At 66.2% G+C, this 23,526-nt stretch carries 22 protein-coding genes; 13 read left to right on the top strand and 9 right to left on the bottom strand.

Features of this window, described 5'->3' with window-relative positions:
- Positions 1–161: 161 nt before the first annotated feature.
- Positions 162–896 carry a glycosyltransferase family 2 protein gene (locus AB4Z16_RS19705; RefSeq protein WP_441513089.1) on the top strand — a complete coding sequence of 245 codons (735 nt, stop codon included), beginning with the start codon at positions 162–164 and terminating at the stop codon, positions 894–896.
- The gene (locus AB4Z16_RS19700) at positions 896–1,240 is read left to right on the top strand and encodes a lipid-A-disaccharide synthase N-terminal domain-containing protein (protein WP_441513031.1); all 345 of its coding nucleotides are present in this window, start codon (positions 896–898) and stop codon (positions 1,238–1,240) included. The genes AB4Z16_RS19705 and AB4Z16_RS19700 overlap by 1 nt, the downstream gene beginning before the upstream one ends.
- A 107-nt stretch (positions 1,241–1,347) precedes the next feature.
- Here AB4Z16_RS19700 and AB4Z16_RS19695 read toward each other — a convergent pair whose 3' ends face one another.
- From AB4Z16_RS19695 to fliL, 5 genes are all read right to left on the bottom strand, one after another.
- On the bottom strand, positions 1,348–4,749 hold the full coding sequence (locus AB4Z16_RS19695; RefSeq protein ID WP_441513030.1) for a hypothetical protein: 3,402 nt from the start codon (positions 4,747–4,749) through the stop codon (positions 1,348–1,350).
- A gap of 128 nt (positions 4,750–4,877) precedes the next feature.
- Positions 4,878–5,711 carry a MotE family protein gene (locus AB4Z16_RS19690; protein WP_441513029.1) on the bottom strand — a complete coding sequence of 278 codons (834 nt, stop codon included), beginning with the start codon at positions 5,709–5,711 and terminating at the stop codon, positions 4,878–4,880.
- Positions 5,708–6,166 carry a DUF6468 domain-containing protein gene (locus AB4Z16_RS19685; protein WP_441513028.1) on the bottom strand — a complete coding sequence of 153 codons (459 nt, stop codon included), beginning with the start codon at positions 6,164–6,166 and terminating at the stop codon, positions 5,708–5,710. Before AB4Z16_RS19685 ends, AB4Z16_RS19690 begins: the two co-directional genes overlap by 4 nt.
- 11 nt (positions 6,167–6,177) lie before the next feature.
- Positions 6,178–7,305 carry a flagellar motor switch protein FliM gene (gene fliM / locus AB4Z16_RS19680; protein WP_441513027.1) on the bottom strand — a complete coding sequence of 376 codons (1,128 nt, stop codon included), beginning with the start codon at positions 7,303–7,305 and terminating at the stop codon, positions 6,178–6,180.
- A gap of 43 nt (positions 7,306–7,348) precedes the next feature.
- Positions 7,349–7,891, bottom strand: a complete 543-nt coding sequence (gene fliL, locus AB4Z16_RS19675) for a flagellar basal body-associated protein FliL (RefSeq protein ID WP_441513026.1) — start codon at positions 7,889–7,891, stop codon at positions 7,349–7,351.
- Between the two features lie 241 nt (positions 7,892–8,132).
- On the opposite strand from fliL, the gene flgF reads away from it, so the two are divergent.
- The 5 genes from flgF (at position 8,133) to AB4Z16_RS19650 (ending at position 12,914) form a co-directional block, all read left to right on the top strand.
- Positions 8,133–8,876, top strand: coding sequence for a flagellar basal-body rod protein FlgF (gene flgF, locus AB4Z16_RS19670; RefSeq protein WP_441513025.1), 744 nt, complete (start codon positions 8,133–8,135; stop codon positions 8,874–8,876).
- Between the two features lie 21 nt (positions 8,877–8,897).
- Positions 8,898–9,689, top strand: a complete 792-nt coding sequence (gene flgG / locus AB4Z16_RS19665; RefSeq protein WP_441513024.1) for a flagellar basal-body rod protein FlgG — start codon at positions 8,898–8,900, stop codon at positions 9,687–9,689.
- Positions 9,690–9,705: 16 nt separating this feature from the next.
- The gene (flgA, locus tag AB4Z16_RS19660) at positions 9,706–10,764 is read left to right on the top strand and encodes a flagellar basal body P-ring formation chaperone FlgA (RefSeq protein ID WP_441513023.1); all 1,059 of its coding nucleotides are present in this window, start codon (positions 9,706–9,708) and stop codon (positions 10,762–10,764) included.
- A 17-nt stretch (positions 10,765–10,781) separates the two neighbouring features.
- On the top strand, positions 10,782–11,534 hold the full coding sequence (gene flgH / locus AB4Z16_RS19655) for a flagellar basal body L-ring protein FlgH (protein ID WP_441513022.1): 753 nt from the start codon (positions 10,782–10,784) through the stop codon (positions 11,532–11,534).
- Between the two features lie 366 nt (positions 11,535–11,900).
- Positions 11,901–12,914 (top strand): alpha/beta hydrolase family protein, encoded by a 1,014-nt coding sequence (locus AB4Z16_RS19650; RefSeq protein WP_441513021.1) that lies wholly within the window; start codon positions 11,901–11,903, stop codon positions 12,912–12,914.
- A 192-nt stretch (positions 12,915–13,106) separates the two neighbouring features.
- Here AB4Z16_RS19650 and dksA read toward each other — a convergent pair whose 3' ends face one another.
- The 3 genes from dksA to AB4Z16_RS19635 form a co-directional block, all read right to left on the bottom strand.
- Positions 13,107–13,529, bottom strand: coding sequence for an RNA polymerase-binding protein DksA (dksA, locus tag AB4Z16_RS19645; RefSeq protein ID WP_441513020.1), 423 nt, complete (start codon positions 13,527–13,529; stop codon positions 13,107–13,109).
- A gap of 183 nt (positions 13,530–13,712) precedes the next feature.
- Positions 13,713–14,651, bottom strand: a complete 939-nt coding sequence (locus AB4Z16_RS19640; protein ID WP_441513019.1) for a hypothetical protein — start codon at positions 14,649–14,651, stop codon at positions 13,713–13,715.
- A gap of 70 nt (positions 14,652–14,721) precedes the next feature.
- On the bottom strand, positions 14,722–16,095 hold the full coding sequence (locus tag AB4Z16_RS19635; RefSeq protein WP_441513018.1) for an MBOAT family O-acyltransferase: 1,374 nt from the start codon (positions 16,093–16,095) through the stop codon (positions 14,722–14,724).
- 158 nt (positions 16,096–16,253) lie between these two features.
- Here AB4Z16_RS19635 and AB4Z16_RS19630 point away from each other — a divergent pair, with 158 nt between their 5' ends.
- The 6 genes from AB4Z16_RS19630 (at position 16,254) to fabF (ending at position 21,797) form a co-directional block, all read left to right on the top strand.
- A complete protein-coding gene (locus tag AB4Z16_RS19630; RefSeq protein ID WP_441513017.1) occupies positions 16,254–16,916 on the top strand; it encodes a CerR family C-terminal domain-containing protein in 663 nt (220 codons plus the stop codon).
- Positions 16,913–17,872 (top strand): HlyD family secretion protein, encoded by a 960-nt coding sequence (locus tag AB4Z16_RS19625; RefSeq protein WP_441513016.1) that lies wholly within the window; start codon positions 16,913–16,915, stop codon positions 17,870–17,872. The genes AB4Z16_RS19630 and AB4Z16_RS19625 overlap by 4 nt, the downstream gene beginning before the upstream one ends.
- A gap of 29 nt (positions 17,873–17,901) precedes the next feature.
- The gene (locus tag AB4Z16_RS19620) at positions 17,902–18,795 is read left to right on the top strand and encodes an ABC transporter ATP-binding protein (protein WP_441513088.1); all 894 of its coding nucleotides are present in this window, start codon (positions 17,902–17,904) and stop codon (positions 18,793–18,795) included.
- Positions 18,792–19,931 (top strand): ABC transporter permease, encoded by a 1,140-nt coding sequence (locus tag AB4Z16_RS19615; protein WP_441513015.1) that lies wholly within the window; start codon positions 18,792–18,794, stop codon positions 19,929–19,931. Before AB4Z16_RS19620 ends, AB4Z16_RS19615 begins: the two co-directional genes overlap by 4 nt.
- Before the next feature lie 74 nt (positions 19,932–20,005).
- A complete protein-coding gene (locus tag AB4Z16_RS19610) occupies positions 20,006–20,521 on the top strand; it encodes a winged helix-turn-helix transcriptional regulator (RefSeq protein ID WP_441513014.1) in 516 nt (171 codons plus the stop codon).
- A 10-nt stretch (positions 20,522–20,531) separates the two neighbouring features.
- On the top strand, positions 20,532–21,797 hold the full coding sequence (gene fabF / locus AB4Z16_RS19605) for a beta-ketoacyl-ACP synthase II (RefSeq protein ID WP_441513013.1): 1,266 nt from the start codon (positions 20,532–20,534) through the stop codon (positions 21,795–21,797).
- A 9-nt stretch (positions 21,798–21,806) separates the two neighbouring features.
- Here fabF and AB4Z16_RS19600 read toward each other — a convergent pair whose 3' ends face one another.
- Positions 21,807–23,336: an acyl-CoA carboxylase subunit beta gene (locus AB4Z16_RS19600; RefSeq protein WP_441513012.1), complete on the bottom strand. Its 1,530-nt coding sequence runs from the start codon at positions 23,334–23,336 to the stop codon at positions 21,807–21,809.
- Positions 23,337–23,526 lie beyond the last annotated feature (190 nt).

Below are 23,526 nucleotides of genomic sequence, written 5' to 3'. Positions count from 1 at the left end.
TTTTGACAGAAGCGTCAAAATGCGAAAAAGCGTGATCGTTCCTTATCGCCGGGGGCGCCGCTCCAGGCGAAAACCGGTTCCCATTGTTTCGCGCGATGCTCTATGGGCTGTGCCGATGCAGTTCGCGGGCCGTTTTGCCGGATGATGCCGCTTTGACCGAAATTTCCTCCCATCCCCTGCTCAGCGTCGTCGTGCCCGTGCGCAACGAGGTCGGCAACATCGCTCCGCTCGTCGCCGATATCGAGAAGGCCTGCGCGACGATCGGTCCCTTCGAGGTGGTCTACGTCAACGACGGTTCGACCGACGGCACCGCCGGGAAGCTTGCGGAGCTGGCGGCGACGCGGCCCTGGCTGCGGATCGTGACCCATGCCCAATCCTGCGGGCAGAGCGCGGCGGTGCGCAGCGGCGTGCGCCATGCGCGCTCCGCAATCGTCGCGACGCTTGATGGCGACGGCCAGAACGACCCGGCCTTCCTGCCGGAGATGGTGGCGACGCTGCAAAAGGGCGGTCTTCATGCCGGGCTCGTGCAGGGCCAGCGTGTCGGGCGCAAGGACACCGGCTTCAAGCGCTGGCAGTCGAAGATCGCCAATGGCGTGCGCGGCCGCGTGCTGAAGGACGATACGCGCGACACCGGCTGCGGGCTGAAATGCTTCCGCCGCGAGGCGTATCTGGCGCTGCCCTATTTCGACGCGTTGCATCGCTTCATGCCCGCGTTGATGGCTCGCGAGGGCTACACGGTGCTGCATGCCGATGTGCGTGACCGGCCCCGTCTGACCGGCGTCTCGAACTACGGCTTCTTCGACCGTCTTTGGGTCGGTATCCTCGATCTCGCCGGCGTCTGGTGGCTGATCCGGCGGCGCAAGCGGGTGCCCCAGATCGTTTCGGAGACGATGTGATGCTGATCGATCTGCAGCAGACCATCGGCAACTATTTCCACGAAGTCTTCGTCAACAACATCGATTGGTGGGTGCTGCTCGGCGTGGTCGCGCAAGGGCTCTTCACCATGCGCTTCGTCGTGCAGTGGTGGGCGAGCGAGAAGGCCGGTCGTTCTGTCGTGCCGATGACCTTCTGGTGGTTCTCGATCGGCGGCGGCGCGCTGCTCCTGATGTATGCGCTCTACCGGCGCGACCCGGTCTTCATCCTCGGGCAGGGCTTCGGGGTCTTCGTCTATGTCCGCAACCTGCAATTCGTGCTGCGGGCCAAGGCGCGCGGCGAGGATACGAATTCCGGGCCGGGTTAGGAAAAAGGCGCCATTCTCGGGCTTGACCCGAGAATCTCCGGCGGGACGAGGAGCAGGAGCCTCCTTGTCGCGAGATGCTCGGGTCAAGCCCGAGCATGACGGAAAGGTCAGCTGCGCTGCGGCGTCGACGGATCGGCCGTGGCCCCCTGCGCCGGCGAGGGCAGGGGCTCCGCCGCCTGCTGGGGCTTGCGCATGGCGGGGGAAAGGCCGGGATAGCGCTCCCGATAGGCCTTCAGGAACTCCGAGACACTGTCGGCATTCGCGGTCGCGCGTGCCATCTCGCGTATATCCGCCGCGCGGGCGCGGTTTGCGCCGGTAACGAAGGTGAAGGTCCGGGCATCGGCGCTGCGCGCCATCTTCGGCGCGAATTTGCTGCGCAGCCGGTCGAGCGAGAGGGCCTCGTTCGCCATCACATAGGAGACGCCGGCGCGCATGACATCGGCGCGCTCGGCATCGGTCAGGGCCGTGTCGCCGCGCCAACTCTCGTCGAGCATGCGCTCATAAGCCTCGCCCGCCTCGCGCCAGCGTCGCCCGGTCCAGTAGATGTCGGCGCGCAACCGGTCGACCTCCGCGCCGCCTTCGCCTTCCAGCATTTCCAATGCCTGGTCGGTGCGTGAGAGATCGGAGAGCGCCTTGGCCTCCAGCAGCAGCCGCGCGCGCTTGACGTCCGCCGGCAATTCGACCAGCCGCGTCGCGCTGATCGCCCGGATCGCCTCTGCCGGCTTGCCGTTCATCAGCTCGATCATGGCAAGGCGGGCGGCGACAGTGGAGCGGGCCGCGCCGGTGAGGCGGCGATCCATCTGATAGCGCAGGATCTCGGCGCTTTGGTCCAGCAGGTCGAGTTCGACCAGCCGGTCGGCAAGGAGGCGGGTGATCTCGTCGCCGCGCCGGCCGATCGGCAGGAATTCCTTGAAGTCGTAGAACAGCGCCAGCGTCTCTATCCGCGGCAGATTGCCGAGGCCGGAGCCGCTGAACAGCTCGGCGAAACGCTGAGCCGTCTCGTCATGCATGCGCTGCGTCAGCGGATCGTCCGGGAAGCTCTCATTGGCCCGGCGCGCGATCATGAAGGCGTCGCGCCAGCGCTGCTGGTCGGCATAGAGCCGGCCGAGCTCGGCCAACGCCTCGATCTCCAGCCGCCCTCCGCGCCAGATGACCGACACCGTCTCCAGACGGGCGATGGCCTCCTCCGGCTTGAGGTCGGTGCGCTTCTCGGCATCGGCGAGTCTGACGGCGCGCAGCTGCGCCTCGGCCGCGACGGGGCGGCTGTTGGCTTCGAACAGCGCCTTGTAGCCGTTCATCGCGGCTTCGGGGCGGCCGCTGGTATCGTCGAGCCGTGCCTGCAGCAGGGCGAGGCGCTCCTGGTCGAAGCTGCCGCGCGGCAGGTCCGCGAGCGCCTGCACCTGCCGCTCGGCGACGCCCATATCCTGCATCGCGAACGCGGTACGCGCGATAGCCTCCCGGAACTCGCCCTGGAGATCGATGGGGTAGCGGTCGAGCACCGCTTCGGCGCGGCGGAAGCCGACCATCGCCTGGGCGTTCCGGTTCAAACGCTGTTCGACGAGGGCGCGCCACAGACCCGTCTCGACATCATCCTTGATGGCTTCGGCGCCGAAGGCGTTGATCGCATCCTGATCGCGGTGCATCTGCGCGGCGATGACGCCTTTCAGGAAGAGTGCCTCCCGGTTGCCGCGCATGGCGGGGGCGTCGGCCATCATCGCGCCGAGGGGACCGGCGGCTTCCGGCATCAGGCCGTTGGCGGCGTAGAAGCGGGCGAGTGCCAGGCGCGCGTCCGATTTGCGGCCGCGTGAGGCGTCGGCCACGTCGAGCATTAGCGCGCGGGCCCGGTCGCGTGGATTGCCGAGCCTGAGCTTCGTCCACGCATCGCCGTCAAGCAGCAGCGGAGACTCGGTCTTCTCGGCCTGCGCTTCCGCCTGCTTGTTCGGCTCGGCGACATCAAGGGAAACGGTGAGGCCGCCGGCGCGGCCGATGCGAACCTGCTCGGTGGCCGCGCGCACCGCGATGTCGTCCGAGCGCGGCTGGACGGCCAGACCTTGTGCGGTCTGAAGCAGGCCGAACTCGACGAACTGATAGGGCTTGGGCGTGAGAAGCACCGGCCCGGTCGCGGTGGCGATCGCGATAGGCAGCCCTGCAGGCCCCGATTCCAGCCAGTGGATGCCGGTTAGCCCGGCGAGCGGAACGCCTAGGATGGTCTGGCCGCGCTCGTCCATGCTGCGCTGCGGCGCGATCACGGCGGCAGGCTTACCCGCATCCTCGCCGAGATCGAGGGACCAGCTGGTGCCGTCGTCGAAGAAACGGGCGAGCGGCTGGCCGGCCAGGCGAAGGCGCACCAGCGTCACGCGGCCCTCGCGCGTCACCGAACTCTCCTCGATCAGCTTCGGCAGCAGGCCGGAGAGGCGGGCGGGATCGATGGTGTCGCGCGTATCGAAGACCAGCGTCATCACGCCGGCGTCCAGGAAGGCGGCGGCCCCGGTCCGGCGCGGGAAACGGAAATCGAGGCGCGTGTCGCCGGCTGTGATCGCTACCGGGCCCGGCGGTGGTTCGGGGGCAGGCGCGACCGCTGCAGGTTGGGGCGCGGGTGTGGCCGGCTGCACGGCTGGTTGAGCGACGGCGGGCTTCGCCGGCTCGACGGCAGTGGCCGGTGCCGGTGTTGCGGGCGGCTGCGGCTTGTCGATATCGGGCAGGGAGAGCGCGCCGATCTTGACGGGCCGCAGCAGGTCGACAACGAGCCCCGTCTCGTCGTTGAAGCTGCGGGACTGCCAGTCATTCGGCAGGGAGAGCGTCAGACTGAGCGCGTCCTTGCCGGCGTCGAGCGAGGACAGCGCGACGTCGGCCGGGAGCGCGTTGCGGATTTCGGCCGCCTCGGCGTTCATGGGCTTGTCGAAGACGAGCTTGAGCGTGCCGTCCGAGAGGTGGCTGGCGAGCTTAGTCCCGGCCGGGGTCTTGAAGATCAGGCGTTCCAAGGTTGGAAGACTGGCCGAGCGCATCGTCAGCACCGCTGGCGGCGCGGCCGGCTGGCGGGCGGCTTCGCGGGCCTTCGCCTCGGCGACGCGCAGTCGCTCGGTCAGCTCTGCAATGGCTTCCGGCGGCGGGCCGGGCATCACGCCGGCCCAATTCTGCGGCAGAAGATCGATGAAGGCTTTGTCGCCGGCTTCGATCAGATTCGCCTTGTAAGGTTGGGTCAGGGCGAAGCGCATGCCGCGCCCGTCGGGGTCAGTGCGTGCAACCGAAACGTAACTGGGCAACTCGCGGGTGATGCGCGCGATGTCGACGCGGACCGGGCTGCCGAAGGCGACGATCAGCACGCCATTGGCGACGCGGATACGGGTCTGGATCGCTTCGTCGAAGGTGAGCGAGACGCGGCCGAAGCCGGCCGCCATGGCCTCGCCGCGCATCGTGGCGCTGGCCGCGAGCGCAGGCGCGTTCAGGCCGGCGGCGAGCGCGAGAGCGGCCAGCCCGATACCGAAGGCGAGGGAACGCGACAGAGGCAAACGGAGTACTCGACCCAACGCGACAGCGGGCCTTCGCATCGCGCCGATGCGGGGACCCTCGGGCACGCTAGCGCGTCAACCATAATGCCGTCTTAACGGGGCAGTGCCGGCGATCCGCCTTCGCGGGCTCAGCGCTGCGAGGCAGGCGCGATCGCGGGCAGTTCGTTGCCGGGCAACGGCGCTTCGTTCGCCACGCGCTCGAAGCCCGCCGTGCGGCCGCTTGTTGCCAGCGCGACGGTCAGCTTTTCGGCGCGCTCCGGCGCCATGGCTGCGAGCACCTCAGACATCTTGCGCGGATTCATCTGCTGCACCACCGGCACCAGCACGTCGAGGCCGAGGCGGTCGAAGACGCGGGCGGCGTCCTTGGGCTTCATCGCCTCGTACATGATGACGAGGTTCTTGATCGCCTTCGCCTCGTCGGCGGAGGCCTTGGCGGCCGGGTTGACCTTCTCCTCCAGGGTCTTGAGATCGCCGACGCGGCCATCCAGCTTCTTTTCGGCCGAATCCAGCAGGCGCTCGCGCATTTCCAATTCGCGCATACGGCCCTCGAGCTCCTCGCGGCGTTCGCCGAGGCGTTCGAGGATGGCCTTCTCCGCCGTCGAGAGCGGCTTGGCCGTGCCGTTCATCACGCCGGCCTTGTTGTTGGGGTTGGCGGCGCGGGCGGCCTCGGCCTTCGCCTCGGCTTCCTTCTTCTCCTGCTCCTTCTTCGGATCGGGAGCGGGCACCGAGCCGGTGGTCTCGGGGTCGAAGAAATCCGGCGCATGGGCGCGCGCGACGATCTTCGCGAGGCCCCAGACTTCCTTCTCGGCAGCGGCCTTGCCGGCGGGGTTGTTCGCGAAGACCGGCGGATCGGGCGGAATCTTGCCGGGGGCGGTATCCGCCGTCCAGGCGAGCAGCTTCAGCGCCAGGAGACCCATGGCGCCGAGGATAACTGCCGGCAGGAGGCGGGGCCTTTCGATCACGCAGCCTGTCCCTCGAGGCGGCGGGCGGCGCGGGCGCGGATGGCGGCAGCCGACTGGGCGGCGCTCTCAAGGCGGGACACCGGCGCAGGCTCTGGAGCCTGCACGGCTTCCTCCGCCGGCTTGGCGCCGACGAGGGTGGCGGCGCTGACGATCTGGCCGATGCGCTCCATAACGGCCTGGCCGGCCTCGACCTGGGCGGCGAGATCGGCGGCATAACGCTCGGCAGTACGCAGGCGCTCTTCCAGCGTGCGGTCGCAATCGCCGAGCGTGTGCTTGAGGCCGGCGATGGCACGTTCGGCATTGTCGGTCGCTGTGATGAGGGCGCTGACCGTCTGGCGCATACCGGCCTCGTCGGCCTTGAGGCGCTCGATGCGCTTGGTCAGGATGAAGCAGGTGATGATGGTGGCGACCAGCAGGCTTGCGACAAGCACGTCGGCGATGAGATTGATCGTCATGGCTGTCCTGCTTAGTTGGTGGCGCCGAGATGGCTGGCAAGGCTGTCGAAAGCGGCGAGCGTGGTCTTCGAACGGCGGAGCGGTGCGACCACCTGGACAGCGATCTTGTCGTCGACGCGGCCGATCCGCCCTTCGGTGACGATGAAGTCGCCGCAGCGCAGAGAGACGGAAGAGTCGGGGCGGGTGTCGAACATCAGCGTGTCGCCGATCTCGAGCTTCATGACGCGCTTCAGCGGCATCTGCGTTTCGTGGAGCACGCAGGTGACGTCGACATCGGCCTGCCAGACTTCGGTGGCGAGGTGGTTCTCCCAGATCGGGTCACGCCCGAGCTTCTCGCCCATGAAGCTTTCGAGCAGCAATTCACGGATCGGCTCGATAGAGGCGTAGGGCAGGAGGATATGCAGCGCGCCGCCGCGGCCCTCCATGTCGAATTTGAGCTCGACGCGGATCGCGGCGTTGGCCGGGCGCGAGATTGAGACGAAGCGCGGGTTGGACTCGACGCGGTCGACCGTGAAGGTCACCGGCGAAAGCGGCTTGAACGCCGCCTCGGCGTCGCCCAGCACCAGCTCGATGACACGGCGGACCATGCGGATTTCGATCGAGGTGAAGGGGCGGCCGTCGATGCGCGGGGCGGGCTGGCCGCGCTTGCCGCCGAACATGGCGTCGAGCACCGAATAGGTCAGTGCCGACTCGATGGTGATGAGCCCGAAATTGTCCCATTCCTCGGCCTTGAACACCGAGAGCAGCGCCGGCTGCGAGATCGAGTTGATATAGTCGCCGAAGCGCACCGAGCGGATGCTCTCGAGCGTGACCTCGACGTTGTCGGTGAAGAAGTTGCGCAAGCTGGTGGAAAGCAGGCGCACGAGACGCTCGAAGATGATCTCGAGCATCGGCAGGCGTTCATAGGCGACCGAGCCGGAATCGACGATCGCCTGGATGCCGTTGCGGGACGCGCCGTCGTCGCCGCTGGAGAAACCGAGCATCGTGTCGATTTCGTCCTGCGACATCAGGCGGTCTACGCCGCCCTCCGATTCGCCGTCCTCCTCGATGATGTCCGGCATCGCGGCCCAGCCGGCCGCCATGCCTTCCGGCGTCAGCGGCTCGTCGGTCGGTGCGGCATTGTCGCGCTCGGTGCTCATCGTTCCGCCGTCATCTTTTTTCGGGATTCAGGGATATCCCGGCTCACTGCACCAGCAGTTCCTTGAACAGCACCGCATCGACCTTGGCCGGGTAGACCGTCAGGTTGACGCGGCGCAGAAGCTCCTCCTTCAGCCGATACATGCCGGCCGAGCCTTCAAGGTCGGAGGGGCGCAGCTCACGCATGAAGACCTGGAAGGCGTCCTCGACGCGCGGCAGCAGCGGCTTCACCTCTTCCGAGACCTTCGCATCGGCGATCTCGAGCACGACCTTGATCTTCATGATGGGCTGACGGTCCTGCTGGCCGCCATTGGACATGCCGATCATCATGTCCTTCATTTCCAGGAAGGTGGAGGGCTTCTTCGGCTTGGCCGCCTCGGCCGCGGCGATCTGCTCCGGGGTCGGCTTCTTCAGGAAGAACCAGCCGCCGGCGCCCGCAGCAGCCAGCAGCACGACGCCGCCGATGATGATGAAGAGCTTCTTCTTGCTCTTCGGCGCATCTGCACCCGACGCGCCTGCCTCTTCCGTCTTGGCCTTCTTCGCCATCTCGTCTTCGCCCCGGACGCCGGGCCGCGTTCTGCCGCCCATGGACGCACCTTCGCCAATTACGGTTAACGTGCCGTTAAGGACGGCAGAATTTGCCGGGTCGTTCTTGCCGCTTTTGCGGTTCATGCCGGGCTGCGGCAAGCCGTGATTTGGAGTATAAATTCAATTATATCAATTCGTTAAGTGAATTAACCATGTTGGCATGTCGATTGCCGGTAGTGATCCGTGGTGACTGCGCTGGGGAGCGTCGAGGTCGCCGCGGGACATGATCGGGAGTTGAGCCGTGGAGAACGCGCTTCTCATCGGCCTGTCGCGCCAGGTTGCACTGGCGCGCGAGCTGGACGTCATCGCCAACAACATGGCGAATGTCGGCACCAATGGATTCAAGGCGCGCAGCGCGCGCTTCAACGAATTCATCATGCCGGTCGCCAAGGCCGACGCCTTCAAGCCGACCGATCGGCCGCTGTCCTATGTCATCGACAATGGCACGCCGATCGACCTGTCGCAGGGCGCGGTCGAGATGACCGGCAATCCGCTGGACGTGGCGCTGAAAGGCGACAACTACCTCGTCGTGCAGACGCCGAGCGGCGAGCGCTACACCCGAGCGGGATCGCTGACCATCGACCGGCAGGGCCGCCTCGTGACCCAGACCGGATTACCCGTGATGGGCGATTCCGGCCCGATCACTTTCGGCTCCAGCGAATTTGCGATGCGCATCGCGGCCGACGGCACGGTGAGCAGCGATCAAGGTACGCGCGGCAAGCTGCGCCAGGTCCGCTTCGCCGACCCGACCAAGCTCGTCAGCGAGGGCACCAACCTGTTCTCGGCGACGGCTGCCGCCCAGCCCGCCGGCCCGGAGGCACGCCTCGAACCCGGCGCGGTCGAGCGCTCGAACGTCAAGGCCGTGGTCGAGCTGACCCGGCTCATGGAGGTGCAGCGCAACTACCAAAGCGTCGCCAACATGATCACCAAATCCGACGAGCTGCGCACCCGGGCGATCTCTCGCCTGGCGGACCAGCAGGCCTGATAGCGGAAAGGAGCGACTCCTATGCGCGCCATGCAGACAGCTGCGACCGGCATGATCGCCCAGGAGATGAACGTCCAGGTCATCTCCAACAACATCGCCAACGTCCGGACCACCGGCTACAAGCGCCAGCAGGTCCATTTCCAGGATCTGCTCTACGAGAATTTCCGGCGCGCCGGCTCGGCCACTTCCGACCAGAACACCCAGGTTCCAGCTGGCACCTTCATAGGCTCGGGCGTCAAGACGGTCTCGACCGGCCGCGTCATGACGCAGGGCAATATCAGCCCGACAGAGAAGCCCTACGACCTCGCCATCCGCGGTGAGGGCTTCTTCAAGGTCCGCATGCCCGACGGGCGCACCACCTATTCGCGCGACGGTTCCTTCGACCTCGATTCGCAAGGCCAGATCGTCACGCGCGACGGCTACCTGGTCGAGCCCGGCATCACCGTGCCGAACAACGCCTCGGCGGTGAGCATCAACTCCCAGGGCATCGTCGAGGCGACGATCCCCGGCCAGACCGCGCCGCAGCAGCTTGGCCAGATCCAGCTCACCCGCTTCGTCAACAAGGTCGGTCTCGAATCGATCGGCGACAACCTGTTCATCGAGACGGCTGCCTCGGGGCAGCCGATCGACGGCTTCGGCGGCGGCGAGGGCTTCGGCACGCTGCAGCAGAACTATCTCGAAGAAGGCAACGTTCAGGCGGTCACGGAGCTCTCCTCTCTGATCGCGGCGCAGCGCGCCTATGAGATGAACTCCAAGGTCATCACCGCCGCCGACCAGATGATGTCGGCGACGACCCAGATGTTCCGCGGCTGATCGGGGGCTCGTCATCATGATCCGCGTTTCCCTGATCGCTCTCCTCCTCTCCGGCTCCGCCGCTCTGGCTGCGCCGCAGCAGGGCCAGCATCATCCGCAGCTGCCGGCCACGATCGCCTCCGCCTCGGCGGTCACGGCGCCTGCCGCCGCGCTGCCACGCAAGCTGCAGCTGCGTTCCGAGGTCAGCCTTTCGCGCGATCTCGTCACCTTCGGCGATCTCATCCCCGGGCTCCCGGGCGATGCCGCGGCTACTGCCGCATTCCGCGCGCCTGCCCTCGGCGAGACCGGCACGATCCAGGTCGCGCGTGTCGTCGAGGGCGCGCGGGCGGCCGGCATCATCCGCGAGGCTTCGGACCTCGACAGCCAAGGTTTCGCCCAGGTGGTCGTCACGCGCACCGCGCGCCGGATCACGGCCGCGGACATCGAGATCGCGGTGAAGGTCGGGCTGCAGGAGCGCTTCGGCGTCGACGCCCGCATCTTCGCGCTGGCGATCGACGGCGGGGCGCCGGCCGTTGCGGTCGAGCCCGAACTCACCGGCGATGTCGGCGTCCTCGACCTCTCCTTCGATTCCCGCTCGCGCCGCCTGCTGGCCCGGCTTGCGGTGCCCGGCAGCACGGCGATGCGGCTGAAGCCGCTGCGCATCTCCGGACAGCTCGTCGAGACGATGGAGGTCGTGGTGCCGAAGCGGCTGATCGCCCGCGGCGAGACGCTCGGCAAGGACGACGTCATCGTCGAGCGCCGCCCGCGCGAGGGGCAGGGCGGCGAGATCATCAGCGACGCCCGCGCAGCGGTCGACAAGGTCGCGCGCCGGGCCCTGCTCGCGGGCGTGCCTCTGCGCGGCAGCGACGTCCAGCGCGAGGAGATCGTCGGCAAGGGCGATCTCGTCACCATCGTCTACGAGGCGCCGGGGCTGATGATCACGCTGCGCGGCAAGGCCAACGAGGCCGGTGCGATGGGCGATGTCGTCTCCGTGACCAATCCACAATCCAAGCGCGTGCTGCAGGGCAAGGTCAGCGGGCCGGGGCGGGTCTCCGTCCAGCCCTCCCTGAACGGCCGCATCGCCAGCGCGCAGTGATCCCCATGGAAACCGCCATGTACGCCAACCGCCTCGCCAAGCTCTCCGGCCTGTTGATGCTCACCGCCTGGCTCGGGGCCTGCGGCATTGGCGACCGCCTTGCCAATGTCGGCCAGGCGCCGACGCTCTCGCCCGTCGAGGATCCGACGGCCGTCAAGGGCTACAAGCCGGTGCAGATGCCGATGCCGGCGATGGAGCATGCATCCTACGCGCCGAACTCGCTTTGGCGCACCGGCTCGCGGGCCTTCTTCAAGGACCAGCGCGCCCGCAATGTCGGCGATCTCGTCACCGTCAAGGTGAAGTTCACCGATCGGGCGCAGCTCGACAACACCACCAAGCGCACCCGCAAGAACGGCGAGGATTTCGGTGCCGCAAGGATCATGGGCTTCGAGAACAAGCTCGACAAGTTCCTGCCGGACGGGTCGAACGCGGGCGAGCTGCTGAAGCTCGATTCCGAAGGCTCGAGCGAGGGTGCCGGCTCGGTGCGCCGGAGCGAGCAGCTCGCCACCAATGTTGCGGCCGTGGTCACCCAGAACCTGCCCAACGGGAATCTTGTGATCGAGGGCAAGCAGGAGATCCGCGTCAACTTCGAGATCCGCGAACTGATCGTCGCCGGCGTGATCCGGCCGGAAGACATCGAATCGGACAACACCATCGACTCGACCAAGATCGCCCAGGCCCGCATCGCCTATGGCGGCCGTGGCCAGATCACCGATGTCCAGCAGCCGCGCTACGGCCAGCAGGTGATGGATATCCTGCTGCCCTTCTGACCCCTGTTTCCGAAATCCGGACGGCGCGGAACGCTCCCCCTTGTCTCCGCGCTGCTCCGGCCGGCGGTCTCTCCCGAGCTGCCGACTTCCCGGGCCGCCCGCCACGCTCCCCAAGCTTTCTTAAGGCTGGCGGCCAGAAGCCCCGCGTTCTCCCGACGCGGGGCTTTTCTCGTTGGGGGTTATCAGGAATGTCTGAGAGGGATGGGCAGCGGAAGCCCAGGGTGGCTGTTTCATTGCGATCGCTGGAGCGTGGGCAATTTGGTAACCGGGATCCATCGATCATCTTGGAGGCGAGCAATAAAGCTCGAATGTCCGCTTCGCTCCGGAGAGGCGGCACGCGGCCGGCCGGAAGGTCAGATTGAAATCATGCAATCGCTGCTTCGCTTTTTGATCATTGTCATTTCGACTGCAGGGTCGGTAGCTACGGTTTTAGCTCAAAGGCTGGAGCTGTCGGCTGGTGCGGCGACGGCACCGAGAGAGCTCGCTGTACCGCGCAAGGGAGAGCGCTTTGATCCTTATGAAGCATTGCACGGATCCTATAGTACGCCGGCCCAATGTGCAGGTATCCCCCGCGGTTTTTGGGTCGAAGTCGACGGCAAAGGCGACTGCTTGCGCTCGTATGCGCAGGGTCTGAGCGAGGGCGAAAACCCCAGCGTTCTGGTGTATTTTAGCGGCGACGTCCTGTTGAAGACCAAAGCCGGCGTTCGGTTTGTGTCGCCGGCCTATGAACAGCGCTCTCCCGACGCGATCGAGCGCGACATGGCGCGTTGGTCAGAGCAGGCTGGCCAGCCTGCAATATTCCTGGCGCGCCCCGGGATGTACGGCTCATCGGGCGATCACAATCTGCGCCGAGAGTTGCGTGAGGTGACGCTGGTGGAGCGCGCGCTCGACGCGATCAAACGGCGCCATCGCATTTCGGCATTTATTCTCGCTGGACAGTCAGGTGGCGGCCACATCGCCGCATCTTTGCTTAATCGGCGTCGCGATGTCTCAGCTGTTGTCCTGTCGTCAGCGTTACTGTCCGTGCGTGAGGTCACAGAACATTGGGACAGGCGCCGTACGGTTCCAAGCGCCAATTTGCATGCGCTTCATGATCCCATCGACCACCTCAAGGGCATCCGCAGTGATCCCAAACCACTGATTTTTGTTCTGTCGGACCGGAAGGACCGCATCGTGCCCTACGCGAGTCAATTGACCTATGTGCGTCGATTGCAGGTCGCCGGGTTCGAGCCGCAGCATATCCTGCTCTCGGCAGCGGACAAAAGCCGGCATGGCCTCTCAAGGCACGGGCAGCGTGCCGCCGCACTTATTGCTCGCGGCGAACAGAGTAGCACCATCAGGGCAGTGCTTGAGCCGCTGAATTCTCTGCCGGCTGATTGACCAAATCGCCTCTAGCATTCAAGTCTTGGCGCCTGAAATGCGGAAATTGGCGTCTGGCCAATCCGCGATCGCTTAGATCGGCCGGCAACGAGTTGTAGGCACCGTCATTCCGCCGCTTCTCCTGACCCTTGCAGCAAGGCCCCGCGCCATGGGTGCGGGGCCTTCCAACAGCGGGCAACGAAGCGACGCGGCTCAATCGTCCCTGAACACGCGCTCGTTGCGCTCGTGGCGTTCCTGGGCTTCGAGTGAGAGGGTCGCGATCGGGCGGGCTTCCAGGCGCTTTAGCGAGATCGGCTCGCCGGTCTCCTCGCAAAAGCCGTAGGAGCCGTCGTCGATGCGCGAAATGGCGGCGTCGATCTTGGCGATGAGCTTGCGCTGGCGGTCGCGGGCGCGCAATTCGATGGCCCGGTCGGTCTCGGATGAGGCCCGGTCGGCGATATCAGGGTGATTCTCGCTCTCGCTCTGCAAGGTGACGAGGGTTTCCTTCGCCTCCTTCAGGATCTCGTCCTTCCAGGCGAGGAGTTTGCCGCGGAAATACTCACGTTGACGATCGTTCATGAACGGCTCGTCATCGCTCGGCTTGTAATCCGCATCGAGGATGATCTGCTTCGACATGGGCGCGCTCTCTGAGTTGTCCGCTCACGCGCCCATCGGCTATGCCGCGGGAGGGTGAGCCGATTTCGCGCCCTTATAGCGATCCGTTTCAAGCGGAACAATCGCTTCCGACAAGGCTTCAACTACTTCGTGCAAGAGGCGCTCCGGGAGCTCGAAAACGCAGGAAAAATCACGTTTCGTGGCTTATTTCCCGAGCTTGCCGAGCGCGTCCGCGATCTCGGCCTCAACGAGCCGGGCGATCGGCAGGCGGTAATGGCCGTAATCGAAGAACAGATTCGGGTCGTGCAGGGCCGGCCGGTCGATCCGCCAGTCGAGCAGCACCGTGTTGGGACGGCGGGCGGCGAGGTCGGCGAAAGCCTTGCGGCAGGCCGCGTCTGCGTCGGCGTCCGGCGTGCCGGGTTTCGAAAGGCCGCTGACATAGACCGGCGGGCGCACCAGAATCAGCGCCGTCTCCGGCGGGGCCGATTTCATCAACCCCTCCAGCGCTGTCGCTCCGGGGAAGGGGCCGTCGATATTGCCGCCACCGGCTGTGACGGGCTCTTCCAGCCGCGCCCGGAGCTCGGGACGCTGGTGAAAGCCCTGAATCTCGTAGTCGGGCTCGTAGTTCCAGTAGCCGTCGGGCCTGCCGCGCTCGGCCTTGCGCGAGGTCAAATAGGCGAGTCGGCGCGGGATCTCCTCGATCAGGTCGTAGCGCATCAGCCCGGCGACATAGCCGAGCGTGCTGCGATCTAGCAGCCAGAATGGAAAGGGCTTCTCGTTCGGAAAGGTCGGGTCGGGAGTACACCAGTACTGGTCGATGCCGACGATGATCGCCTTCGGGGGCACCTGCTGGTGGTGGCGCAGGAACCAGTCGATCGTCGCCAGTTGCTCCTTCGGCAGGGTAGCGGGCGCAATCAGCGAGACGAAGGGGATGCCGGTTCGCTTGCGCAGTTCTTCCGGCGAGACGAGCTGGATATGCGAATTGCCGAAGATCGCGCCGGTGAATTGCGGATCGCGGCCTCGGCTTGCCAGCGAGGTGCGCGGTCCCTGCGGACGCAGGCCCTCCTTGAGCTTCAGCAGGGTGCGGCCGGTGTCGTAGGGGTCTATCAGGAAGGCCGTGGCGAGGAAGGCGACGGAGAACAAGATAGCTGCCGCAAGCAGGGTCGCGATGAAATTCGTCCATCCGGCCGCCTGAGTCGGCGTACGGCCGGGCTCAGAACTGGAAGTAGATGAACTCATAATTCGCATCTTCGCCGATCTTCAGGAGGATGATGACGAACAGCAGGCCGGTCAGCACGGCGATCCAGCGGGCCGGCGGCAGCTTGTGGACGAGGTTCCAGGCTGTCGGCCCGATGATGGCGAAGGCCGCAGCGGGCACCAGCGCACGCCATTTGAAACCGCTCCCGATCGGGGCGAGGCCGAGCAGGCCCTTGTAGATGGTCAGAGCCGCCTCGAAGGTGGGCGCCCGGAACAGCACCCAGCACAGCACGACGAAGAGGAAGGTCAGGAGCCAGCCGAGCGGCGCCGGCATTGGCCAGCCGGCGCGGCGCCAGAACAGCGCGACGATCAGCGCGAGGCCGTGGGCAACGCCCCAGGCGACGAAGGTAAGGCCGGCACCGTGCCAGAGGCCCCCGAGCGCCATCGTGGCGAAGAGCGCCCAGACCTGGGTCGGCAGGCCGGACCTGGAACCGCCGAGCGGGATGTAGAGATAGTCGCGCAGAAAGCGCGACAGCGTCATGTGCCAGCGCCGCCAGAAATCCTGGATCGAGAGCGAGCGGTAGGGCGCGTCGAAGTTCTGCGGCAGCACGACGCCGAAGAGCAAAGCGATGCCAAGGGCCATGTCGGTGTAGCCGGAGAAGTCGAAATAGATTTGGAAGGTGAAGGCGAGCGTCGCCTGCCAGGCTTCCATCATGCTGACGACCTTGCCGGCAGCGGCGGCGGCGAAGATCGGATTGGCGTATTCCGCCAACGGATCTCCGATCAGCACCTTTTTGGCGAGGCCGAAGGTCAGCAACATCAAACCGCGTGCGATGCGCTCGGCGGCGTCGGGCCGCTGATAGGGCCGCTCGTCGAGCTGATGCATGATCTCGCGCCAGCGCACCAGCGGGCCGGCGAGCACCTGCGGGAAGAAGGCGATGTAGAGCGCGTAGCGGACGAGATCGTAACGCGGCGCCTGGCCGCGCCGCAGATCCGTCAGGTACATGATGTGATGAAAAGTGAAGAAGGAGATCCCGAGCGGTAGCGCGATATCGAATTTCGGCACCGGCAGTCCGGGAAACATTCCAGCGAGGCCAGCAAAGAAGTTGAAGTACTTGAATATTGCCAGCACGGAGAGGTTCAGCACGATGGCGAGCGTGATGAGCCCGCTCGACTTCGTCTTCACGAACGCTGCGGCGATCAGCCAGTTCATCCCGACGGACAGGGCGAGCAGCGGCAGGAAGCGCCAGTCCCAATAGCCGTAGAAGGCGAAGGACAGCACGACCAGCACCGGCAGCCGCCATTGCGGCGCGAAGCGCTCGGCCAGCCAGTGAAGAGCAAGTGCCAGCGGCAGAAAGCCGAGCAGGAAGGCGAAGGAATTGAAAAGCATCGGACAGGGAGGATGAGGGAATGGCTGCCGCCTTAGCCCATTCTCCGGCGCGAGTCATGTCATGGAACCGCGGTTAGTGCGGGGAAGATGGAGCAAGCGCTCCCAAAGCGTTTAATCAATCGATTGATTGAACGCTCGATGCGGCGTATCCTGCCTGAATGATCGGGACATCAGATGCAGACCGTGGAACACGGGAAGCCCTGATCCGTGCGGGGCTCGAGCTGTTCGGACGAATCGGCTTCGACGCGAGTTCCATCCGCGAAATCGCGCAGACCGCGGGCGTCAACAGTGCCGGCATCGCCTATCATTTTGGGGGAAAGGGTGGTCTGCGCCGGGCCTGCGCCGAGGCGATCGTGGCCACGATGCGGGAGAGGGTGCTCGGGGGGGATCAACTAGCTCTCTTGCCGCCGGCATTGCACCCGGACGAGGCCTTGGAGGCCGTGCTCATGGCGGTCAGCCGCGTGATCGCCTTCGCCACCCGCGCTCCCGAGAGCGAGGCGATCGCCCGCTTCGTCGTTCGCGAGATGATGGAACCGTCTCCTGCCTTCGATCTGCTTTACGAGGGCATGGTGCGGCCGATCCACGGCCGCCTCTGCGCCTTGTGGGGTATGGCAACCGGAACGGACCCGGAAGCGCAGGGAACCAGGCTCGCCGTTTTCGCGATGATGGGTCAGGTCCTCTACTTCCGGCTCGGCCGGCCGGCGGTCATCCGGCGGCTGGAATGGGACGGGATCGGCGAGCCCGAGGGCGAAGCCATCGCCAGCACTATCCGCGCGGCGGTCACCGCCTCGGTTCTGGCAGCCCGAGGAGAACCCTCATGATTCTCGGCTTTCTTTGTTCTCTTGCCTTGTTGGGCTCGATTCTTCCCGGCTGCGTGTCTGATACGGTGCGGATCGCCGGCTATGTCGAGGGCGAATATGTGCGTCTCGGCCCGATCGATACGGCGCGGATCGAACGCATCGACGTGCGCCGAGGCGATCGTGTCGAGGCCGGCAAAGTCGTGGCCATGCTGGAGACGACTGATGCGGAGAATGCGGTCGCCGAAAGCGAGGCCCGGCTGATTCAGGCGCAGGCGCAGCTCGACAATCTGCGCATAGGCAAGCGGCCCGAGGAGATCGCCGTGATCGAGGCGAGCCTCGTCTCGGCCCAGGCGCAGCAGCGCGAGGCCGAGCGGGCGCTGGAGAGGCGCCAGGATCTCCTGCGCCGCGGCGTCTCGACCCAGGCCGATTTCGACCAGGCGGAGCTGGCGCGGGATGTCGCCGCCGCGAGCGTTCGTCAAAACGCCGCCAATCTCGACGTCGCAAAGCTGCCGGCGCGCCCCGACGAGATCAGGGCAAGCGAGAACGCGGTCGAGGAGGCGAAGGCGACGCTGGCACAGGCGCGCTGGAAGCTAGAGCAGCGCCGCCTCGTGGCTCCATCCTCAGGCCGCGTCAGCGACGTGCTGCGGCGCGTCGGGGAGCTGGCGGGCCCGACCGCGCCCGTCGTGCTGATGCTGCCTGACGGGGCGGCCAAGCTGATGCTCTATGTGCCGGAGACCTGGATTTCGAGCGTTAAGCCGGGGATGCGGCTCGATGTCCACTGCGATGGCTGCGCGCCGGGGCTGGCGGCGAACGTCACCTATGTCTCGCCCGAACCCGAATTCACGCCGCCGGTGATCTACTCGGCGCAGACGCGCCAGAAGCTGGTCTATCTCGTCGAGGCGCATCCGGAGGGTGGGCAGCAATCGGCACTCCAGCCCGGCCAGATCGTCGACGTAACCTTGCGGAGACAGCGGTGAGCGAGAGCCTCGCCATCGATGTGCGCGGCATGACCAAGCGCTTTGGCCAACGCACGGTCGTCGACAATGTCGATCTGGCCGTTGCGGCGGGCGAGATCGTCGGCTTCCTCGGCCCCAATGGCTCGGGCAAGACGACGACGATCCGGATGATCTGCGGCCTGCTCAGGCCCGATGCCGGGGAGGGCACGGTGCTCGGGCTGGATATTCGGACGCAGAGCACCGCGATCAAGCGCCAGGTCGGCTACATGACCCAGCGCTTCTCCTTCTACGAAGACCTGAGCATTGCCGAGAACCTGACCTTCGTCGCGCGGCTTTACGAGTTGAAGCCGGCCGAGGAAGCCGTGAGGCGGACGTTGGACGGGCTTGGGCTTGCCGCGCGCAAGGATCAACTCGCCGGCACGCTCTCCGGCGGTTGGAAGCAGCGGCTGGCGCTGGCGGCCTGCATCATGCACCAGCCGAAGCTGCTGTTGCTCGACGAGCCTACGGCGGGCGTCGACCCCAAGGCGCGGCGGGAATTCTGGGACGAGATCCATCGGCTGGCCGGCGACGGGATCACCGTGCTGGTCTCCACCCATTACATGGACGAGGCCGAACGCTGCCATCGCATCAGCTACATCGCCCATGGCCGCATGCTGGCGACGGGGACCGTCGACGACGTGGTCCGGGGCTCCGGCCTCGTCACTTACGTCGTCCACGGCGCGCTGAAGCCCGCGCAGATCAAGGCGCTGTCGGCGGCCGATGGCGTCGAGCAGGTCGCTCCGTTCGGCGCCACGCTGCATGTCGTCGGGACGGACAGGGACAAATTGGAAGCCGCGCTGGCGCCGCTCGCGCGCGAAAGCGGCATCCAGGTCGAGCCGGGCGAGACCAGCCTGGAGGACGTCTTCATCAAGTTCATGGCTGACGCAGGAGAGCGGGCGGCATGAGCGCGTTCTTCTCCATTCGCCGGCTTGGCGCGTTGCTCGGCAAGGAATTCGTGCAGATGCGGCGCGACCGCATCACCTTCGCGATGATGCTGGCGGTGCCGATCCTCCAGCTGCTGCTCTTCGGCTACGCGATCAACAACGACCCGCGCGGCCTGCCGGCTGCGATCCTGGCGCTCGGGCACGATCGCTATACGCGCGCCGTGGTCTCGGCGCTGGAGGTCTCGGACTATTATCGTTTCCGCGAGCGGCCGCAGAGCGCGGCGCAGGCGGAGAGCTTGATGGCCAAGGGAGACATCTCCTTCCTCGTGACAATTCCCAGCGATTTCGGCGTGCGGGTCGAACGCGCCGACCAACCGCGCATCCTGGTCGAGGCGGACGCGACAGATCCGGCTGCGGCGAGCGGCGCCGTTGCGGCGCTGGGGACGATCGTCAGCCGCGCATTGCTGCGGGCTCAAGGGGAGCCCGAGACAAATCCGGCCGCTGCCGGCGGGGACGAACTCTCCCTAGTGGTCCATCGCCGCTACAACCCGGAGAACATCACGCAGTACAACATCGTCCCCGGCCTGCTCGGCGTCATCCTGCAGATGACGATGGTGATGATGACGGCGATGGCGCTCACGCGCGAGATCGAGCGCGGCACGATGGAGAACCTGCTCGCCATGCCCACCACGGCCGGCGAGATCATGCTCGGCAAGGTGCTGCCCTATCTGGCGGTCGGCGCTGTGCAGGTCGTGGTTGTGCTCAGCGCGGCCAAGCTGCTCTTCGGGGTGCCATTCCTGGGCGGGCTCGCGCTTCTCCTGAGCTGTGTCCTGATCTTCGTTCTGGCGCTGGTGCTGCTCGGCTACACCATCTCGACGATGGCGCGCACGCAGCTGCAGGCGATGCAACTGACCTTCTTCTTCTTCCTGCCTTCGCTGATGCTGTCGGGCTTCATGTTCCCGTTCGCCGGGATGCCGGGCTGGGCACAGACCTTGGGCGAACTGTTCCCGCTGACGCATTTCCTGCGCATCATCCGCGCGATCATGCTGAAGGGCGCCGATCTCGGGGATATCGGCGACGAGGTGTTCTATCTCAGCCTGTTCGTGCCGGTCTTTGCGGGCGTTGCGCTCATGCGGTTCCGGAACACGCTGGATTGAGCGGAGCGGCGGTGCAAACGCACGCGTCGCGATAGTTACTTGCAAAATGATAGCAATATCTTTAACCGGGGCACATGCAGCCCCGGCTCCTTCCGCTCGCCGAATGCCCTTGTGCCCGCGCGGTCGAAGCGGTGGGCGAATGGTGGAGCATCCTGATCCTGCGCGACGCGCTGCAGGGCTTCACCCGTTTCGACGAATTCCAGCGCAGCCTCGGCATCGCGCCGAACATGCTGGCACGGCGGCTGAAGCATCTCACTGAGGCCGGGTTGTTCGAGCGGCGGCTCTATAGCGAGAGGCCGCAGCGCTACGAATATGTGCTGACGGGAAGGGGCCGGGATTTCTTCCCGGTGGTTGCCGCACTGGTGGCTTTCGGCAACCGGCATCTGGCGCCCGAAGGGGAAGCTCTGCTGCTGACCGATCGGGAAAGCGGGCGGCCGGTCGTGCCTGGTTTCGCCGATGCGCAGACCGCGCAGCCCGTCAGCCCGGACAATGTCACTGTCATCGCCGGTCCGCAGGCCAGCGCCGCCATGCAGCAGCGCCTGGCCATCGTCGCGACGCGGCATGCGGTGGCGGCGATCTCTCGCGAATAGGAGGTTTCCCATGCGTCGCATCGTTGTCACCGGAATGGGCGTGGTCTCGCCTCTCGGCTGCGGAACCGAACTCGCCTGGCAGCGCCTGCTCGCCGGGCGGTCGGGCCTGCGCCGCCTGCCGGATTCGATCGCCGAGACCTTGCCGGCCAAGATCGCGGGCCTCGTGCCGTCAAAGGATGAGGATGCCGAGGGCGGCTTCGATCCCGATGCGGTGATCGCGCCGAAGGACCAGCGCAAGATGGATCGTTTCATCCAGTTCGCGCTGGTCGCTGCCAAGGAAGCGTTGGTGCAGGCGGGATGGCAGCCGCAGAACGAGGGCGAGCGCGAGCGCACGGCGACGGTGATCGCCTCGGGTATCGGCGGTTTCCCGGCGATCGCAGAGGCTGTGCGGACCACCGACCAGCGCGGCGTGCGCCGGCTCTCGCCCTTCACCGTGCCGTCCTTCCTGGTCAATCTTGCCGCCGGCCATATCTCGATCGACTATGGTTTCAAGGGGCCGATCGGCGCGCCGGTCACGGCCTGCGCCGCAGGCGTGCAGGCGATTGGCGATGCCGCGCGGCTGATCCGGGCGGACGAGGCGGATATTGCGATCTGCGGCGGCAGCGAGGCCTGCGTCGACCTCGTCGCGCTTGGCGGCTTCGCTGCGGCGCGCGCCCTCTCGACCGGGTTCAACGACGAGCCGGAAAAGGCTTCGCGCCCCTTCGACCGGGACCGCGACGGCTTCGTCATGGGTGAGGGCGCCGGCCTTCTGGTGATCGAAGCGCTGGAACATGCCGAAGCACGCGGCGCCACGATCCTGGCTGAATTGACCGGCTACGGCACCAGCGCCGACGCCTATCACATCACCTCGGGCCCGGAAGACGGCTCCGGCGCGCAGCGCGCCATGGAGACCGCGCTGAAGCAGGCGGGGCTTCGGCCTGATGATGTCGCCCATCTCAATGCCCATTCCACCTCGACGCCGGTCGGCGATCGCGGCGAACTGGCTGCGATCAAGGCTGTGTTCGGCACCGATGGAGGCATCGCGATCAGCGCGACGAAATCGGCGACCGGGCATTTGCTCGGCGCGGCCGGTGGGCTCGAGGCGATCTTCACGATCCTCGCCCTGCGCGACCAGATCGCTCCGCCGACGCTCAACCTGGAGAACCCGGACGAGGCGGCGGCGGGGCTCGACCTCGTCGCGAAGACGGCCCGGCCGCTCGCGATGGAGCATGCCATCTCGAACGGGTTCGGCTTTGGCGGCGTGAATGCCAGCGCGGTGTTCAGGCGCTGGCGGTAAGCAGCGCGCTCACAACGGAATATTGTCGTGTTTCCTCCAGGGCCGCTCGACGTTCTTGGTTCTGAGCATGGCGAGGGCGCGGGCGATGCGGCGGCGGGTCGAGTGCGGCATGATGACTTCGTCGATATAGCCGCGCTCGGCCGCGACGAAGGGCGACATGAAGCGGTCTTCGTATTCCTTGGTCTGGCGCGCGATGGTCTCGGCGTCGCCGCCGCGGAAGATGATCTCGACCGCGCCCTTGGCGCCCATCACCGCGATCTGCGCCGTCGGCCAGGCATAGTTGACGTCGGCGCCGATATGCTTCGACGCCATCACGTCATAGGCGCCGCCGAAGGCCTTGCGCGTGATGATGGTGACGAGCGGCACCGTGCATTCCGAGTAGGCGTAGAGCAGCTTGGCGCCGTGCTTGATCAGGCCGCCATATTCCTGCGCGGTGCCCGGCAGGAAGCCGGGAACGTCGACGAGCGAGACGATCGGGATCTCGAAGGCGTCGCAGTAACGGACGAAGCGGGCCGCCTTGCGCGAGGCATCGGAGTCGAGCACGCCGGCCAGCACCATCGGCTGGTTGGCGACGATGCCGACGGTGCGGCCCTCGATACGGCCGAAGCCGGTGACGATGTTCCTGGCGTAGGCTTCCTGGATCTCGAAGAAGTCGCCCTCGTCGACCGTCTTCAGGATCAATTCCTTGATGTCGTAGGGCTTGTTCGGGTTGTCCGGAACGAGCGTGTCGAGGCTCATGTCGACGCGATCAGGCACGTCGAAGCTCGGCCATTCCGGCACACCGGCGGTGTTGTTGGCGGGCAGGAAGTCGAGCAGGCGGCGCACCTGCAAGAGCGCCTCGACATCGTTCTCGAAAGAGCCGTCCGCGACCGAGGATTTGGAGGTGTGGACCTTGGCGCCGCCGAGCTCCTCGGAGGTCACGGTCTCGTTGGTGACGGTCTTCACCACCTCCGGGCCGGTGACGAACATGTAGCTGGTGTCGCGGACCATGAAGATGAAATCGGTCATCGCCGGCGAATAGACGTCGCCACCGGCGCAGGGGCCCATGATCACCGAGATCTGCGGGATCACGCCCGAAGCCTGGACATTGCGCTTGAAGACCTCGCCGTAGCCGCCGAGCGCCGCCACGCCCTCCTGGATGCGGGCGCCGCCGGCATCGAACAGGCCGACGATCGGCGCGCGCATCTTCAGCGCCATGTCCTGGATCTTGATGATCTTCTGGGCGTGGGTCTCGGAGAGCGAGCCGCCGAAGACGGTGAAGTCCTTGGAGAAGACGAAGATGGTGCGGCCATTGACCGTGCCCCAGCCGGTGACGACGCCGTCACCGGGGATCTTCTCGCCCTTGTCCATGCCGAAATCGACGGCGCGGTGCTGCACGAACATGTCGAACTCCTCGAAGGAGTCCTTGTCGAGCAGGAGTTCGATGCGCTCGCGTGCCGTCAGCTTGCCGCGCTTGTGCTGGGCCTCGATACGACGCTCGCCGCCGCCCTTGCGGGCGCCTTCGCGGCGGGTTTCGAGCTGTTCGAGGATATCCTTCATGGCGGCAAGGCTCCCGGCCGGAAATCGCGTCTCGAAAGCCGGCTTAAGCGGGGCCGTCGAGAGAGTCCATTACGACGTTTGCCGAAGCGCGCCCGCGCATCATGCGACCGGCTGGCGGCTGAGAGGCCGTTTGAACGTTCGCCGAGCCCTCATCCTGAGGAGCCATTCCCTAGGGAATGGCTCCTCAGGA

The sequence above is a fragment of the Allobosea sp. TAF32 genome, assembly GCF_052113585.1.
Classification (GTDB): Bacteria; Pseudomonadota; Alphaproteobacteria; order Rhizobiales; family Beijerinckiaceae; genus Allobosea.
The sequence above is the reverse complement of the archived record's forward strand: the minus strand, read 5'-3'. Positions and strand labels throughout refer to the sequence as shown.

Bases quoted from the DNA above. Each gene is read 5' to 3' on its own strand.
- fabF (WP_441513013.1), top strand. From the start codon at position 20,532: ATGCGTCGCATCGTTGTCACCGGAATGGGCGTGGTCTCGCCTCTCGGC.
- dksA (WP_441513020.1), bottom strand. From the start codon at position 13,529: ATGTCGAAGCAGATCATCCTCGATGCGGATTACAAGCCGAGCGATGAC.
- fliL (WP_441513026.1), bottom strand. From the start codon at position 7,891: ATGGGCGGCAGAACGCGGCCCGGCGTCCGGGGCGAAGACGAGATGGCG.
- AB4Z16_RS19625 (WP_441513016.1), top strand. From the start codon at position 16,913: ATGATTCTCGGCTTTCTTTGTTCTCTTGCCTTGTTGGGCTCGATTCTT.
- flgA (WP_441513023.1), top strand. From the start codon at position 9,706: ATGATCCGCGTTTCCCTGATCGCTCTCCTCCTCTCCGGCTCCGCCGCT.
- flgG (WP_441513024.1), top strand. From the start codon at position 8,898: ATGCGCGCCATGCAGACAGCTGCGACCGGCATGATCGCCCAGGAGATG.
- flgH (WP_441513022.1), top strand. From the start codon at position 10,782: ATGTACGCCAACCGCCTCGCCAAGCTCTCCGGCCTGTTGATGCTCACC.
- AB4Z16_RS19685 (WP_441513028.1), bottom strand. From the start codon at position 6,166: ATGACGATCAATCTCATCGCCGACGTGCTTGTCGCAAGCCTGCTGGTC.
- AB4Z16_RS19615 (WP_441513015.1), top strand. From the start codon at position 18,792: ATGAGCGCGTTCTTCTCCATTCGCCGGCTTGGCGCGTTGCTCGGCAAG.
- AB4Z16_RS19630 (WP_441513017.1), top strand. From the start codon at position 16,254: ATGATCGGGACATCAGATGCAGACCGTGGAACACGGGAAGCCCTGATC.
- AB4Z16_RS19700 (WP_441513031.1), top strand. From the start codon at position 896: ATGCTGATCGATCTGCAGCAGACCATCGGCAACTATTTCCACGAAGTC.
- AB4Z16_RS19635 (WP_441513018.1), bottom strand. From the start codon at position 16,095: ATGCTTTTCAATTCCTTCGCCTTCCTGCTCGGCTTTCTGCCGCTGGCA.
- AB4Z16_RS19600 (WP_441513012.1), bottom strand. From the start codon at position 23,336: ATGAAGGATATCCTCGAACAGCTCGAAACCCGCCGCGAAGGCGCCCGC.
- fliM (WP_441513027.1), bottom strand. From the start codon at position 7,305: ATGAGCACCGAGCGCGACAATGCCGCACCGACCGACGAGCCGCTGACG.
- AB4Z16_RS19650 (WP_441513021.1), top strand. From the start codon at position 11,901: ATGCAATCGCTGCTTCGCTTTTTGATCATTGTCATTTCGACTGCAGGG.
- AB4Z16_RS19620 (WP_441513088.1), top strand. From the start codon at position 17,902: ATGACCAAGCGCTTTGGCCAACGCACGGTCGTCGACAATGTCGATCTG.
- AB4Z16_RS19610 (WP_441513014.1), top strand. From the start codon at position 20,006: ATGCAGCCCCGGCTCCTTCCGCTCGCCGAATGCCCTTGTGCCCGCGCG.